The 15,877-nt window shown below is 68.7% G+C and carries 11 protein-coding genes; 4 read left to right on the forward strand and 7 right to left on the reverse strand.

Annotated elements, in window-relative coordinates; all coding sequences use genetic code 11:
• The first annotated feature begins 26 nt into the window (after positions 1-26).
• Both HDA45_RS07745 and HDA45_RS07750 read left to right on the forward strand, forming a co-directional pair.
• A complete protein-coding gene (locus HDA45_RS07745; RefSeq protein WP_184893224.1) occupies positions 27-1,298 on the forward strand; it encodes an SAM-dependent methyltransferase in 1,272 nt (423 codons plus the stop codon).
• Positions 1,298-2,083 (forward strand): DUF1295 domain-containing protein, encoded by a 786-nt coding sequence (locus tag HDA45_RS07750; RefSeq protein WP_184893226.1) that lies wholly within the window; start codon positions 1,298-1,300, stop codon positions 2,081-2,083. The genes HDA45_RS07745 and HDA45_RS07750 overlap by 1 nt, the downstream gene beginning before the upstream one ends.
• On the opposite strand, the gene HDA45_RS07755 is transcribed toward HDA45_RS07750, so the two are convergent.
• Complete coding sequence (locus HDA45_RS07755; protein WP_184893228.1) at positions 2,070-2,579, reverse strand: DinB family protein; 510 nt, start codon at positions 2,577-2,579, stop codon at positions 2,070-2,072. The genes HDA45_RS07750 and HDA45_RS07755 overlap by 14 nt on opposite strands.
• A 219-nt stretch (positions 2,580-2,798) precedes the next feature.
• Here HDA45_RS07755 and HDA45_RS07760 point away from each other — a divergent pair, with 219 nt between their 5' ends.
• The gene (locus HDA45_RS07760) at positions 2,799-4,118 is read left to right on the forward strand and encodes a wax ester/triacylglycerol synthase family O-acyltransferase (RefSeq protein ID WP_184893230.1); all 1,320 of its coding nucleotides are present in this window, start codon (positions 2,799-2,801) and stop codon (positions 4,116-4,118) included.
• Between the two features lie 103 nt (positions 4,119-4,221).
• Here the strand turns inward: HDA45_RS07760 and HDA45_RS07765 are convergent, their stop codons facing one another.
• The 4 genes from HDA45_RS07765 to HDA45_RS07780 form a co-directional block, all read right to left on the reverse strand.
• Complete coding sequence (locus HDA45_RS07765) at positions 4,222-5,613, reverse strand: class II 3-deoxy-7-phosphoheptulonate synthase (RefSeq protein ID WP_184893232.1); 1,392 nt, start codon at positions 5,611-5,613, stop codon at positions 4,222-4,224.
• A gap of 78 nt (positions 5,614-5,691) precedes the next feature.
• On the reverse strand, positions 5,692-6,624 hold the full coding sequence (locus HDA45_RS07770; protein ID WP_184893234.1) for a trypsin-like serine peptidase: 933 nt from the start codon (positions 6,622-6,624) through the stop codon (positions 5,692-5,694).
• Positions 6,625-7,064: 440 nt separating this feature from the next.
• Positions 7,065-8,462 carry an alpha/beta hydrolase gene (locus HDA45_RS07775; RefSeq protein ID WP_184893236.1) on the reverse strand — a complete coding sequence of 466 codons (1,398 nt, stop codon included), beginning with the start codon at positions 8,460-8,462 and terminating at the stop codon, positions 7,065-7,067.
• 60 nt (positions 8,463-8,522) lie between these two features.
• Positions 8,523-8,960 (reverse strand): MerR family transcriptional regulator, encoded by a 438-nt coding sequence (locus HDA45_RS07780; protein ID WP_184893238.1) that lies wholly within the window; start codon positions 8,958-8,960, stop codon positions 8,523-8,525.
• 38 nt (positions 8,961-8,998) lie between these two features.
• Here HDA45_RS07780 and HDA45_RS07785 point away from each other — a divergent pair, with 38 nt between their 5' ends.
• Positions 8,999-9,634 (forward strand): class I SAM-dependent methyltransferase, encoded by a 636-nt coding sequence (locus HDA45_RS07785; protein ID WP_184893240.1) that lies wholly within the window; start codon positions 8,999-9,001, stop codon positions 9,632-9,634.
• 37 nt (positions 9,635-9,671) lie between these two features.
• On the opposite strand, the gene HDA45_RS07790 is transcribed toward HDA45_RS07785, so the two are convergent.
• Both HDA45_RS07790 and gltB read right to left on the reverse strand, forming a co-directional pair.
• The gene (locus HDA45_RS07790) at positions 9,672-11,180 is read right to left on the reverse strand and encodes a glutamate synthase small subunit (protein ID WP_184893242.1); all 1,509 of its coding nucleotides are present in this window, start codon (positions 11,178-11,180) and stop codon (positions 9,672-9,674) included.
• Positions 11,173-15,741: a glutamate synthase large subunit gene (gene gltB / locus HDA45_RS07795; protein WP_184893243.1), complete on the reverse strand. Its 4,569-nt coding sequence runs from the start codon at positions 15,739-15,741 to the stop codon at positions 11,173-11,175. The genes HDA45_RS07790 and gltB overlap by 8 nt, the downstream gene beginning before the upstream one ends.
• Positions 15,742-15,877 lie beyond the last annotated feature (136 nt).

A 15,877-nucleotide genomic window follows, 5' to 3' on the forward strand; every position in this document is an offset into this window, starting at 1 on the left:
TTCCTGTCCGGGGTCGAATGACGACTATGCCGAACAGTCCCGCGTCCCGCCTAGTCCCGTTCGTCGAGCGGCTCCTCGGTGGCACCCTCCCGGTCGGTCTCCGCACCTGGGACGGCGTACGCGCCGGTCCGCCGGATGCCCCGACCGTGGTCCTCCGCAACCGGCGCGCCCTGCGCCGTCTCCTCTACGCCCCCGGGGAACTGGGCCTGGCCAGGGCCTATGTCTCGGGGGATCTCGACGTCGAAGGCGACCTCGCCGACGGATTCCGCCGGATCTGGGCGCTGACCCGCTCGGGTGCCGTGCGCGGCGCCAAGCTCGGCCCCCGTGAGTGGGCCGAGGCGCTGCGGCTCGCGGTGGGCCTCGGCGTCGTCGGGCCGCCGCCCAAACCGCCCGTCGAAGAGGCCCGGCTGTCCGGGAAGCTGCACACGCTGCTCCGCGACAAGTCGGCGATCGCGCACCACTACGACCTCAGCAACGCCTTCTACCAGCTGCTGATGGACGAATCGATGGCCTACTCGTCGGCGTACTGGACGTCCGAGGAAGACGGCTACGACCTCGAACAGGCTCAGTGGGACAAACTCGAGCTGATCTGCCGCAAGCTCGGGCTGCGGCCGGGGATGCGGCTGCTCGACGTCGGCTGCGGGTGGGGTTCGCTCCTGGTGCACGCGGCGAAGCATCACGGCGTGCACGCGGTCGGCATCACGCTTTCGGCGGAGCAGCTGCAGCACATCCGGAGCCGCCTCGCCCAGCACGACCTGGAAGATCGCGTCGAGGTCCGGCGGCAGGACTATCGCGAGCTGACCGACGAGCCGTTCGACGCCGTCGCCACCATCGAGATGGGCGAACACGTCGGCGAAGAGAACTACCCCGAGTACACGCGGACGCTGTACCGGATGCTCAAGCCCACCGGACGGCTGGTCCTGCAGCAGATGTCCCGCGGCGCGGTGGCGCCCGGCGGCGGCGCGTTCATCGAGCGCTACATCGCCCCCGACATGACCATGCGGCCGCTGAGCCGCACGCTCGGGCATCTGGAGACCGCCGGCTTCGAGATCCGCGACGTCCACGCGCTGCGCGAGCATTATGTGCGTACGGTCCGGGCATGGGAGAAAACGCTCGAGAGCAACTGGGACGACGTCGTGGCGCTGATCGGTGAATCCGGCGCGCGGGTCTGGCGGCTCTACCTGGTCGGCGGCGCGCTCGCGTTCGAGGAGAACCGGATGGGTGTGGACCAGATCCTCGCGGTCCGCTCGTCCCAACAGGGGTCGAGCGCGCTGCCCGCCACCCGGGAGTGGTCCTGATGTCCCTCGGGGGCACCCTCGCGGTCACGGCGGGCACGACCCTCCTGGCCTTCGTCGTCACGTTCGGCATCGCGCTGTGGCGCAAGCGGTACGACACCGTCGACACACTCTGGGGGCCTGGATTCGCGCTCGTCGCGGTGGTCGCGGCCCCGCTCGGGGACGGGTCGGTGACGCTGCGCGTGGTCACCGCGCTGCTGGCCGCGGTCTGGGGCGTACGCCTCGGCGTCCACCTCCACCTGCGCAACCACAAGCTGCCCGAAGACCCCCGCTACGTGCGGATGGCGGAGAGCGCCGGCCCGAATCCGGCGCTCAAGCTGTTCGTCCGCGTGTACCTGGTGCAGGCGGTGGTGCTCTGGTTCGTCTCGCTGCCGGTCCAGTTCGCGATGTACGGCGACTCCTTCGGCGTGACGGCGTGGCTCGGCGTCGCGGTGTGGCTGGTCGGCTTCGGGTTCGAGACGATCGGTGACGAGCAGCTGCGCCGCTTCAAAGCCGACCCGGACAACAAGGGGAAGGTGCTCGACAGCGGGCTGTGGCGCTACACGCGGCATCCCAACTACTTCGGGGACGCGTGCGTCTGGTGGGGCCTGTACCTGCTGGCCTGCTCGAGCTGGGTGGGGGCGGCGACGATCCTGTCGCCGATCGCGATGACGTACACGCTGGCCAAGGGCACCGGAAAACCTTTGCTGGAGAAGGGTTTGCGGCGTTCCCGGCCGGGATACGCGACCTACGTCGAGCGGACCAGCGGGTTCTTCCCGCTGCCCCCTCGCCGTGCTACTCCCCGGTGAGACCGTCGGTCATTTCACGCAAGAGGTCGAGGTGGCCGGCATGCCTGCCGGTCTCCTCGATCATGTGCGCGACCACGAACCGGACGTTGACCTCGCGGTCCCCGCGGAAGGGGGCCTTGTCGTCCAGGCCCATCCCGGAGACGATCTTGCGGCTCCGCTCGCACTCGGCCTCGTAGGCGGCGATCAGCTGCTCGATCGGGGTCTTCATGGCGACCCGGAACTCGGCGTCGGGGTCGGCTTCGAGAGCCTCCTTCCAAACGTCCTCCTGGCCGCCGAGCACCACGTTGAACCAGTACTGCTCGACGATGGTCAGATGGCCGAGCAGACCGGCGACGGTGGTCAGTTCGCTGGGCACGAGCGGCCGCCTGGCCTGTTCGTCGGTCAGGCCTGAGCACTTCCACACGACGGTGGCGCGGAGGAAGTCGAGAAAGCCGTTCAGCTGGGTGCGCTCGTCGCCGGTGAGCGGCGGTTCGGGACGCTTCGGTTCGTCGGTCATGGTGCTGCAGTCTGCCGGTTTCCTCGGATGATCCGCCAACGAGTTACCACCGGCCGGGCTGTCCGCCATCTGCCGCAGGGCCGTGGTCCATGTCCGAATGGGATCCCATCGTTCGAGTGAAACCGACGGTAGTTAGCGCCCCTGAAACATGACGACCACCCGCTCGTCATGTCAGGCTGGTGCAGTTGTGCCCATAGCCGGAGCATCAAGGAAAGGCAGATGATGTCAGGCCTGCAGCTGAGCGCACTCGATGTCGCTTTCCTTTGTATGGAAAGCGAAACGACGCCCATGCACATGGGCGCGGTGGTCACTTTCCGCCCGCACGGGCAGGTGCACGCGCGTAAGCTGACCGAGCTGCTCGCCGAGCGGGCGGCGAGGCTCCCGAAGCTGCGCCAGCGCCCCCGCACCGCGCTGTTCCCGCCCGGCGCCGCCATCTGGGCCGAAGACCCGGATTTCGTTGCCAGTGAACATATTTCACATCACCACTTGAGCTCCCTGTACGAACCGGACCCACTCTCCGCCTACGCGTCGCGTTGGATGGGACGGCCGCTCGACACCGAAAAACCCTTGTGGGACTTGCATCTCGTCACCGGCCTGCCGGACGGCGAGTTCGCGTTGCTGCTGAAACTCCACCACGCGCTCACCGACGGGGCGGGCGCGTACGCCGTCGCCGTCGGCCTGCTCGATGGGCTCCCTCGAGCGACGAAGCGTGCGCACAGCGGTGCCGAACCACCGGCCCCACGCTCCCCTGTGGACGCTGTCAAGGACGCCCTCGGCACCACCCTGGCCCAGGCCGGGGCGTCGGCCGGGATCGCGTCTTCGGTCGTCCGCGCGACCCGCTCGCCGCTGTCGCCGATCAGCGCGCCGCCGTCGACCGAGCGACGGCTCGGCCTCGTCCGGCTGGACACCGGCGAGATCCGGCGGATCCGACGGGCGCACGGCGGTACCGCCAACGACGTCGTGCTGGCGATCCTCTCCGGCGCGCTCCGCGAATGGATGATCAACCGCGGCCAGCGCGCCGACGACCGGACCCTGCGGGCGCTCATCCCGGTCAGCGTGCGCGGGCGCTCCGCCGAGCAGCTGGGCGGCAACAAGCTGTCCGGTTACCTGTGCGATCTGCCTGTCGGCCTCGACGATCCGGTGGAGCGGCTGCTGGCCGTCCAGCGCGAGATGAGCCGGAACAAGGCCGCGGGCCCCGGCCGGGGCGCGGGCGCGTTCCCGCTGCTCGCCGACCGGATGCCGCCGATGCTGCACCGGCTCGGCAGCAGGGCCGCCGGACTGGCCGCGCCGCTGCTGTTCGACCTCGTGGTGACCACCGTACCGGTGCCGCCCAACCGGCTCACCCTCGACGGGACGCGGCTCGAAAGCGTGTACCCGTTCGTTCCGCTGGCACCACGGCAGGCTGTCGGCATCGCGGTGGCGACCTACCGCGACTCCGTCCACATCGGACTGCAGGCGAACGGGGCGGCGGTTTCGGACGTGGGTTCGCTGCGGGACGGCGTGCTCAAGTCGGCCGCGCGCCTTCTGGACGCCGCTTAGCGCGTGACGCGAACGTGACGGATCAAGTGATGTGAAGGGGTCTTTCCCCGCATCACATGCGGCGAAAGACCCCTTCACCTCACGACTGCCGGGGCTTTCCTGATCAGCCGCGCAGCATCTCCGCGACCAGGAAAGCCAGCTCCAGCGACTGCTGCGTGTTCAGGCGCGGGTCGCAGGCGGTCTCGTACCGGCCCGAGAGGTCCAGATCCGAGATCTCCTGCGCGCCGCCGAGGCATTCGGTGACGTCCTCGCCGGTCAGCTCGACGTGGATGCCGCCGGGGTAGGTGCCGAGTTTGCGGTGCACCTCGAAGAAGCCTTGGACCTCGTCCACGATCCGGTCGAAGTGCCGGGTCTTGTACCCGGTCGACGCCTCGTGGGTGTTGCCGTGCATCGGGTCGCACTGCCAGATGACCTTGTGCCCGGACGCCTCGACCTTCTCGACGATCGCGGGCAGCACCTCGCGGACCTTGCCGTTGCCCATCCGGGCGATCAGCGTCAGGCGACCGGGCTCGTTGCGCGGGTCGAGCCGCCGGACGTACTCGACGGCCTGTTCGGGCGTGGTCGTCGGGCCGATCTTGAGACCGATCGGGTTGGCCAGCAGTTCGGCGAAGGCGATGTGCGCGCCGTCGAGCTGCCGGGTCCGCTCGCCCACCCACAGGAAGTGCGAGGACAGGTTGTACAGCTTCGGGTTCGTCGCGTCCGCGCGATCCATCCGCAGCATGGAGCGCTCGTAGTCCAGCAGCAGCGCCTCGTGGCTGGCGAAGATCTCGGTGGACTGGAGCGAGGTGTCGGTGACGCCGCAGGCCGACATGAACCGCAGGCCGCGGTCGATCTCCGCGGCCAGCGCCTCGTAGCGCTCGCTGGCGGGCGAGGACTTCACGAAGTCCTTGTTCCAGTCGTGCACCTGGTGCAGATCCGCCATCCCGGCGCCGGTGAGCGCGCGGACGAGGTTCATCGCGGCGCCCGCGTTGGCGTACGCGCGGATCATCCGGCCCGGGTCGGGCACGCGGAGCTCGGGCTTCGCGACGAGCGAATTGATGATGTCGCCGCGGTACACCGGCAGGCCGAGCGCGTCGGTGGACGCCGAACGCGGCTTCGCGTACTGGCCCGCGATCCGGCCGACCTTCACCACCGGCAGGCTCGCGCCGTAGGTGAGGACGACGGCCATCTGCAGCAGGGTGCGCAGGTTGGCGCGGATATGCGGTTCGGTGTTCGACTCGAACGTCTCCGCGCAGTCACCGCCCTGCAGCAGGAACGCTTCGCCGCGGGCGACCATGGCGAGCCTGTCGGAGAGCCTGTCGATCTCGGCGGGGACGGTGATCGGCGGCACACTCTCCAGCACGCCGCGTACGCGTTTCGTCAGCTCGGGGTCCGGCCATTCGGGCTGCTGCGCGGCGGGCCGGGAAAGCGCGTCGTCGAGCCGGTTGCGCAGCTCGGGCGGCAGAGGAGGCAGTTCGGGGAGCGTGTCGACGGGAACGTCCACTGTCCAGTTCACCGGCCCAGGATATGCCGAGCCGAAAGCCGCCCGCCCACCGGGACAAAAGTCCCAAACGGTGGACGGGCGGCGGACTGATCAGGCCGCCTGCGCCTTGTTGTAGAGGTTCTGCGCGTCCGTGCCGAAGTACGGCCCGAACATGTACCCGGGCAGGAAGTTGTAGCCGAAGCTGTTCACCGACGCCTGGACGCCGGCGCCGGTCGCCTCACTGAAGTTGAGGAACCACGGGCCGCCGCTCGAACCGCCGGTCATGTTGCAGTTCATCCCGTGATCCTTGGTCAGCAGGAAATCGGTGAACGTGCTCCCGCTGCAATAGATCAGTTTCGTGCCGTCGTACGGCGCCGCCGCCGGATACCCGAACGTGTACATCGACTGGTTGCGCGCCTGGTTGAACGCGATCCCCTGCGCACCGACGACGTCCGTCAGTTTCTGCCCGTTGAGCGGGTTGACCACGGCCGCGCCGACGTCGTAGTTCATGTCCTCGCTCGCTTCCCACTGCGGAGTGGTCAGCGTGCTCTTCGCGGCCCAGGTGCCATAAGGCGTGTTGCCGTTGTTGTAACCGGGAGCGAAGGTCCAGTTGGTGTGCCAGGCGCCCTGGTACTTCACGCAATGCCCGGCGGTGATCACGACACTGCCGTTCGCGCTGGTGACCGCGTCACCGGAGCACGACGCGTTCCGCCCGCCCATGGTGAAGAACACGCGGCCCGCGGTCTGCACGACCTTGCCCGCCCCCGTCCACGCGCCCCCGCCGTTGGGGATGCTCTGGATGATCGCGCTCTCGCCCTTGGCGACATCCTTGAGCGAAAGGTTCGGAGCCTTGACCAGTTGTTCGATCGGCACCGCCGACCGCATGCGTTCCGGCGTCCAGTAGGCCGCCACCGCCTGCGCGTCGATCGCCGCCTGATGATGGACCGGCCCGGCTTGAGCGGGACTCGCGACCGCCGTCAGCGCTGTCACCGCCAGCCCCACGAGCGCCGCCAGGATCCCCGTCCGGGAAACCGTCCTCTTCATGGCGTACCACCTTTCGCCACCGGTGAATTGCCGTATGACTTGTACGACATTTCGAAAGTATTTGTCCGGCTACCGGGCGTACAAGGGACCGTTCGGCCGCATCCGTTCTCTCCGATGAGCCGTTCGGCCCAATACGATGACCTGCCCGAGACCGCGCCGGTACCTTTCCGACTGTGGAGGGATTCGCGCGGCTGAGCACGAACGTTCTCGCACCCTGGGTGTGGCCGCTCCTGGCGTCGGCCGGGATCGTCCTCAGCGGGACCGTGGGCTGGCCGGGGCTGGTCGCCCTTGCCGTCTCGACGGTCGTGACCGCCGCCGAAGATATCTGCGCACCAGGCCACCGACTGTGTGGATTTTGGGGCGTTGGATGACCAGAAATCCACACAGTCCCGCGTGACTGGTGAGCAGACAGGAAGACAACCGTTCGAAGACCACTGCCGTCAAGCCGGGCAGTGGGAATCGGCGGCCGGGAGGACGCCGTCCCGCAGATACCGCACGACGACGTCGTTGCCACATGCGTTCTCCTTGGTGAAAACGCCGTGCCCGCCCGCATCGACGGTCACCATCCGCGCCCGTCCGCCCAGCGCCGAACGCAGTTCCCTGGCCCCGATCAGTGGCGTCGCCGGGTCGCGGAGGTTCTGCACCAGCAGGAGGTTCGACGGTCCGCGGTCGTGGATCCGCACCGGGCGTTCGCGGCGCTCCACCGGCCAGAACGCGCAGGGGGTGATGTTCGCGGCGGCCGGACCGAACATCGGATGCGTCACGCGGGCGCGCTCGACGACCTTTTGGTAGTAGCGAACGCTTTCCGGCCAGTCGGCGTCGTTGCACAGCACCTGGAGCTGAAGCGCGGCGTGATTGTCGCCGTCGAGCGGTCCGCCCTGTGCCGACGCGGACGGAGCGGCCCATCGCTCAGCGAGATCGGGGAAGTTCGCGTCGTCGTACAGCGCTCCCCAGGTGTCGGACCGGATTCCTTGGCCACGTTTTTCGGCCAGTTCGAAGAACTTCGCCTTGATCTCGGCGGGTGTCCGCCCGAGGTGGTAGACGTCGTCCCGCGCCGCCGCCCAGGCCGCGAAGTCGCCGAACCTGTCGTCGAAACCGTTCGCGAACCGTTGGTGCGCCTGGACATCGAGTCCGTTCGGGCCGAGAAGACTGTCCAGCACGATCCGATCCGTCTTCGCCGGGAACATCGACGCGTAGGCGGCGCCGAGGTAGCTCCCGTACGAGACGCCGTAGTACGAGATCTTCCGCTCCCCCAGCGCCTCGCGGATCCGGTCCATGTCACGCGCCGTGTTGGCGGTGGTCATGTGCGGCAAGAGATCCGCCGTCTTCGATTCGGCGCATTGTCGTGCCACGACACGGGATTTCGCCGCCTTTTCGACGACGTCACGCGGGCCGTCCGCGTAAGGGCCCACGACGGTGAAGCGCTGTTCCGCGGTCAGATCGCAGGTCACCGGCGTGCTGTAGGTGGTCCCGCGCGGGTCGAACCCGATGACGTCGTAACTGTCGAGCAGGCCGGTGTGCCCTTGCCGCTGCGCGAGTTGCGCGGGCATCGCCAGGCCGGGGCTCCCGGGGCCGCCGGGGTTCATCAGCAGCACACCACGGCGTTTCGGCGAGGTGCTCGCCTTCCGGGAAACGGTGAGTTCGATGGTCCGGCCGCCGGGGTTCGCGTAGTCCATCGGGACCTCGAGCTTCGCGCATTCGAGGCCCGCCGTCGGCGAGGGTGTCATGCCGTAATCCGGGCAGGGTGACGTCCAGTGCGGGGCCGGAGCCGCTTCGGCCGTCGCCGGCACGGCCACGGCCAGTGGGAGAAAAGCCAGTATCGCCAACTTTTTTCTCATGCGGAGAGCTTGGCGCGACCGGCCGCCCTACCGCGTCGGACCTGAGCCTGATCCGAGACCTCAACCTTCGGTGGGAGAAGGGCCTTCCTTCAGTACACCCTCTGTCAGCCGCGTCTCGACGACGCGCGCGAAACTGGGGCACGTCCGGATGTCCTCGTGCGGACAGGCCAGGACGTGCGCGATGGCGGTCCTCGCCGCCTCGATCCGGGCCAGCCGCTGGTCGAGTTCGGCCAGCTTCCGCCGATGCAGCTCGCGCCAGCCCTCCGCCTCCAGCTCACGGGCGGCGATCAGATCCTTGAGCTCGCGCAACGTGAAGCCCACGTCCTGCAGCAGCAGGATCTCCCCGACCCGCCCGATCACCGACGGCGGATACCGCCGCTGTCCGGCGACCCTGTCGGGAGCGGGCAGGAGGCCGATCTCCTCCCAGTAGCGCAGGGCGGAGGTGGCGACCCCGGTACGGCTCGCCACTTCGCCGATCGTCAACTCGCCTTCGCCCATCTTGACTTCAAGCGTACTTGAAGCCGTTGACTCGGCTCATGACGAAAACAGGCGGACCCATCACCGAACACGTATTCCCCAGGCTCTTCCGGCAGTTCGGCCATCCACGCGGACCGGTGGGGCAGGTGGTCGGCTGGATCATGGCGAACAGCGCGTCCAACCGGCGGCGCAACGGCTGGGTGGTTTCCCTGCTGGAGATCCAGCCGACGGACCGGGTTCTCGAAATCGGCTTCGGTCCCGGTCTCGCCGTCGCCGAACTGGCGGGCCTGGCGAGCCGGGTCCACGGCATCGACCATTCCGCGGCGATGGTGCGGAGGGCCACCCGGCGCAATTCTCGCGCGGTCCGTGACGGCCGGGTCCGGCTCGTGCACGCTTCCGTGGATCGGTTGCCGGAATTCGGCGAACCCCTCGACGTGATCCTGGCGGTCAATTCCGCGAAATTCTGGGCGGAGCCCGCCGCACGGTTACGCGATCTGCGACGTCTGCTCCGGCCTTCGGGACGCATAGCGCTGGCCATCCAGCCACGGTGTCCCGGCGCCGACGGCGCGACCACCGCGCAAGCGGCCCAGGAACACCACGACTTGCTCGTCGAGGCGGGATTCACCGCGATCCGCGTCGAGACCCTCGACCTCGATCCGCCCGTCGCCTGCCTGCTGGCGATCAATCCGGGGTGAAGGAACGCGCCGACGACGCTGTCGGCGCGGACCGGGATCAGACGACGGCGAGCGGAAGCGCCGTCGGGTGCACCGGTGCGGGAAGGTCGGAAGCGCCGGTGAGGTAGGCGTCGACGGCGCTGGCCACCGAACGTCCTTCGGCGATCGCCCACACCACGAGCGAGGCACCGCGATGCGCGTCGCCGCAGACGAACACGCCAGGTGACTCCGTCTGCCAGTCCGCGCCGCACGAGAGCGTGCCGCGTTTGGTCAGCGACAGCCCGAGCCCGTCCAACAGCGGCATGTGCTCGACACCCTCGAACCCGATCGCGAGCAGCACGAGGTCGGCGGGCACTTCCTCGACCTCGTCGTTGACCGGGATGACCTCACGGCGGCCGGTCTCGCGATCCTTCTGGACCTTGACCTGCTGGAGTTCGACACCGCGCACGGTGCCGTTCTCGTCGCCGACGAACCGCTTGACCGCGACGGCGAACTTGCGCTCGCCCGCCTCCTCGTGCGCCGGGTAGGTGCGGAGGATGTACGGCCAGGTCGGCCACGGCGAGCGCTCGTCGTCCCTTGTGGACGGTGGCGTCGGGTACTGGTCCAGCTGTGTCACCGAAAGCGCGCCCTGACGGGTCGCGGTGCCGTACGAGTCGGCGCCGGTGTCGCCGCCGCCGATGATGACGACGTGCTTGCCCGCCGCGTCCACCGGGGACGGGCCGTCGCCCTCGACGTACTTGTTGGCCGGGACGAGATGCTCCATCGCCAGGTGGATCCCGGACAGCTCGCGTCCGGGCGTCGTCGTGTCGTCACGGCCGCGCAGCGCGCCCACGGCGAGCACCACCGCGTCGTAGCCCGCCCGCAGTTCCTCGACGGTCAGATCGACGCCGACCTCGCAGCCGGTGACGAACTTCGTGCCCTCCTTGCGGAGTTGCGCGAGCCGCCGGTCGAGGACCTTCTTCTCCATCTTGAACTCGGGGATGCCGTACCGCAGCAGGCCGCCGAGCCGATCGTCCCGTTCGTAGACGGTCACTTCATGGCCGGCACGGGTCAGCTGCTGCGCGGCGGCGAGCCCGGCGGGGCCGGAGCCCACCACCGCGACCCGCTGCCCCGAAGACACCGCCGAAACCTGCGGCTGCACGTAGCCCGCTTCCCAGGACTGGTCGGCGATCGTCTGCTCGACGCGTTTGATCGCCACCGGCCCGCCGGACAAGGGCGAGATCGACAGGACGCAGCCCGCCTCGCACGGCGCGGGGCACAGCTTCCCGGTGAACTCGGGGAAGTTGTTGGTCGCGTGGAGCCGGTCGCTCGCCGCGGCCCAGTCGCCGCGGCGCACCAGGTCGTTCCACTCCGGGATCAGGTTGCCCAGCGGGCAGCCGGAACCACCGGAGTGACAGAACGGGATGCCGCAGTCCATGCACCGCGAAGCCTGCTTGCGCACCTTTTCGTTGCGCTCGGCGGGTTCCACGTCGGCGTAAACCTCGCCCCAGGTGGCGAGGCGTTCCTCTTTGGACTTCTTCTTCGGCTCTTCACGTTCGTGCTTGAGGAAACCCGTCGGATCAGCCACGAGCGGCCTCCATGATCGCTTCGTCGACGTCGCGGCCCGCGGCACGCGCCGCCTTCGCCGCGTCAAGGACACGCTGGTAGTCGCGGGGCATCACCTTGGTGAACGCCGCCGAGCGACGCGGCCAGTCGCCGAGCAGCGACGCGGCCACGGCCGAACGTGTGAGGTCGTAATGTTTCTGCACGGTCTTCTTGAGCCAGGCGAGATCCTCGGCCCTCGGGGTCAGGAGGTTCACCATCTCCTCGTTGACCCGGCCGCGGTCGAGGTCGAGCACATAGGCCTCGCCGCCGGACATGCCGGCCGCGAGGTTGCGCCCGGTCGGGCCGAGCACCACGGCCTGCCCACCGGTCATGTACTCGAAGGCGTGGTCGCCGACGCCCTCGGCGACGACCACCGCACCGGAGTTGCGCACGCAGAACCGTTCGCCGACCTGGCCGCGCAGGAACATCTCCCCGCCGGTGGCCCCGTAGGCGAGGGTGTTCCCGGCGATGGTCTGGCCTTCCGCGGCGAACTTCGCGTCCGGATGCGGGCGCACGATGATCCGCCCGCCCGAAAGGCCCTTGCCGACGTAGTCGTTCGCGTCGCCGACCATGTCGAGCGTGATGCCGCGCGGCAGGAACGCGCCGAGCGACTGCCCGGCGGAACCGGTCAGCAGCACGTGGATCGTGTCCTCGGGCAGGCCTTCGCCGCCGTAACGACGGGTGATCTCGGACCCGAGCAGCGTGCCGACGGTCCGGTTCACGTTCCGCACCGGCAGTTCCAGCCGGACCGGATGCGCGTCTTCCAGCGCCGCCTCGGCGAGCTGGATCAGCGTCCGGTCGAGCGCGTGCTCGAGGCCGTGGTCCTGCGTCCGCGTGCGCCGCTTCGCCCCGCCGTACGGGGTTTCCGTCGGCATCTCGAAGATCGGTGAGAGGTCGAGCCCGGAGGCCTTCCAGTGCTCGATCGCCTTGTCGGTGTCGAGCACCTCGGCGTGGCCGATGGCTTCGTCGAGAGTCCGGAAACCGAGTGCCGCCAACGTTTCCCGGACCTCTTCGGCGACGAACCGGAAGTAGTTGACGACGTGGTCGGCCTGGCCGGTGTAGCGCTTGCGCAGATCCGGGCTCTGGGTCGCGACGCCGACCGGGCAGGTGTCGAGATGGCAGACGCGCATCATGACGCAGCCTTCGACGATCAACGGGGCCGTCGCGAAGCCGTATTCCTCCGCGCCGAGCAGCGCGGCGACGACGACGTCGCGGCCGGTCTTCATCGCGCCGTCGACCTGAACGGTGATCCGGTCACGCAAACCGTTGAGCAGCAACGTCTGCTGTGTCTCGGCGAGCCCGATCTCCCACGGTGTGCCCGCGTGCTTGAGCGAGTTCATCGGGGAGGCGCCGGTGCCGCCGTCGTGGCCGGAGATCAGCACGACGTCGGCGTGCGCCTTGGACACGCCCGCCGCGACCGTACCGACGCCGAGCGAGGACACCAGCTTCACGTGGATGCGGGCGTTCTCGTTGGCGTTCTTGAGGTCGTGGATCAGCTGGGCGAGATCCTCGATCGAATAGATGTCGTGGTGCGGGGGCGGCGAGATGAGCCCGACGCCCGGCGTCGAGTGCCGCGTCCGCGCGATCCACGGGTACACCTTGTTCGGCGGGAGCTGCCCGCCCTCGCCCGGCTTCGCGCCCTGCGCCATCTTGATCTGGATGTCGTCGGCGTTGACCAGGTACTCGCTCGTGACGCCGAACCGGCCGCTCGCGACCTGCTTGATCGCGCTGCGCCGGGTCGGATCGTAGAGCCGCTCGGGGTCTTCCCCGCCCTCACCGGTGTTGGACCGGCCGCCGATGCGGTTCATCGCGATGGCGAGGGTTTCGTGTGCCTCGGCCGAAATCGAACCGTAGGACATCGCGCCGGTGTTGAAGCGCTTGAAGATCGCCTCGACCGGCTCGACCTCGTCCAGCGGGACGGGCTCGCGCGTGCCCTCACGGAAAGAGAACAGCCCGCGCAACGCGCCACCCTGGCGGTAGAGGCGGTGCACCTCGTCGGAGTACTGCTTGTACACCTCTTCCCGGCCGGTCTTCGTCGCGTGCTGCAACAGGAAGACGGTCTCCGGGGTGAACAGGTGCAGTTCGCCTTCGCGGCGGTACGCGTACTCGCCGCCTGTCTCGAGTCCGCGGTGGACGCGATCGGTCGGGTTGTCCGGGTACGCGCGGCGGTGGCGCGTGGCGACCTCTTCGGCGAGCACGCTCAGGCCGACACCGCCGAGCTTCGACGACGTCCCGGTGAAGTACTCGTCAAGGAGATCTTGGGCCAGGCCGAAGGATTCGAAGACCTGCGCGGCGGTGTACGCGCCGACGGTCGAGATGCCCATCTTCGACATGATCTTCAGGACGCCCTTCACGAGCGCCTTGACGTAGTTGCGGATCGCCTTGGCGGGCTCGATACCGGTGACGGCACCGGTCGAGATCATGTCTTCGATGGTCTCGAAGGCCAAGTACGGGTTCACCGCGGCGGCGCCATAGCCGAGCAGAAGCGCGACGTGGTGGACCTCGCGGGCGTCACCGGTCTCGACGACCAGCGCGACGCGGAGCCTTTCCTTGGTGCGCACCAGATGGTGGTGCACCGAGGACACCAGCAGCAGCGACGGGATCGGCGCCATGCGGTGGTCGGAGTCGCGGTCGGACAGCACGAGCGTGCGCGCACCCGCCGCGATCGCCTCGGACGCCTCGCGCCGGACCCGCTCGATCGCGGACGCCAGCGCGTCGGCGCCGCCGTCCACTTCGTACAGTCCGGAAAGGACGCTGCACGCGAAGCCGGGGAGGTCGCCGTCGTCGTTGATGTGGATCAGCTTGGCGAGTTCGTCGTTGTCGATCACCGGATACGGCAGCTGCACGTGCCGACAGGAGGCCGGGCCGGGGGCGAGCAGGTTCCGCTCGGGGCCCATGATCCGGCTCATCGAAGTGACGAGCTCTTCGCGGATCGCGTCCAGCGGCGGGTTGGTGACCTGCGCGAAGTTCTGCTTGAAGTAGTCGTAAAGCAGCCGCGAACGCTGTGACAGCACCGCGGGCGGGGTGTCGGAGCCCATCGATCCGATCGGCTCCATGCCCTTGACCACCATCGGCGCGAGAAGGATCTTCAGCTCTTCTTCGGTGTAGCCGAAGGAAAGCTGGCGCCGCAGCACGGAATCGTGGCTCTGCACGATGTGGTCGCGATCCGGCAGATCGGCGATCTGCAGCAGACCGGCGTGCAGCCAGCCCTCGTACGGAAGTTCCTTGGCCAGCTCCGACTTGACCTCTTCGTCGTCGACGATCCGGCCCGCCTCGGTGTCCACCAGGAACATGCGGCCGGGCTTGAGGCGGCCCTTGGCCACGACGTCCTCGGGGGCGACGTCGAGCACCCCGGCCTCACTGGCCAGCACGACCCTGTCGTCGGCGGTGCGCCACCATCGGGCGGGGCGCAGGCCGTTGCGGTCCAGCACCGCGCCGACGAGCGTGCCGTCGGTGAAGGTGACACAGGCCGGGCCGTCCCACGGCTCCATGAGGCTGGCGTGGAACTGGTAGAACGCACGACGCTGGGCGTTCATCCCGGCGTGGTTCTCCCACGCCTCGGGGATCATCATCAGCACCGCGTGCGGCAGCGACCGCCCGCCGAGGTGCAGCAGCTCCAGCACCTCGTCGAACGAGGCGGAGTCCGACGCGTCGGCCGAGCAGATCGGGTACAGCCGGGTGAGGTCACCGGTGATGAGGTCCGATTCCAGCAGCGCCTCACGGGCGCGCATGCGGTTGCGGTTGCCCCGGATGGTGTTGATCTCGCCGTTGTGCGCGACGAACCGGAACGGATGCGCCAGCGGCCACGACGGGAAGGTGTTGGTGGAGAACCGGGAGTGCACGAGCGCGATGGCGCTGGCGAGCCGGGTGTCGGTCAGGTCGGTGAAGAAGAGCGGGAGCTGCTCGGGGGTCAGCATTCCCTTGTAGACGATCGTCCGCGAGGACAGCGAAGGGAAGTAGGTGCCGCAGCCCGCGGTCACGCTCTCGTTCTCGACGCGTTTGCGCAGACAGAAGGCCAACCGGTCCAGCTCGAGCCCGCCGGGACGGTTTCCGCCGGACTCCTGGGCCGCGACGAACAGCATCACGAAATGCGGCATGACCGAACGCGCCGTCGGGCCGATGTCCGCGCGATCGGCGTCGACCGGTACCTCGCGCCAGCCGAGGACCTCGAGGCCCTCTTCGGTGGCGATCCGCTCGATCAGGGCGACGGACTTGCCCCGCTCCTCGGTGTCCGAGGGCAGGAAACCGATCCCGGTCGCGTAGGTCTGGTGACCTTCGGCGTCCGCCTCGGGCAGGATGAAGTCCACTTCGGCCCGAAGCAGCTCGTCCGGCAGCTGCAACAGGATGCCCGCGCCGTCGCCACTGGTCGGCTCCGCGCCGGCGGCGCCCCGGTGGTCGAGGTTCGTCAGCGCGGACAGGCCGTCGGTGACGATGCCGTGCGAGCGCCGCCCGCGGACATCGGCCACCATGGCCACACCGCAGGAGTCCTGTTCGGATTCGGGATCGTAAAGACCTTGTTTGCCGGGAATGGCGGAGAAGATCATGAAGGGACCTCCTTCGTCGTCTGTGCTCAGCGGCCGGACAGGCCGGCCGGGGGATGCGCACGGGACGACGATGGCCCGTTCGTTAGCGCGACTTTAACACCTAGGAAACACGGGGGCATCAGTTCATCGGACGAGA

The organism is Amycolatopsis umgeniensis, from assembly GCF_014205155.1.
GTDB lineage: Bacteria > Actinomycetota > Actinomycetes > Mycobacteriales > Pseudonocardiaceae > Amycolatopsis > Amycolatopsis umgeniensis.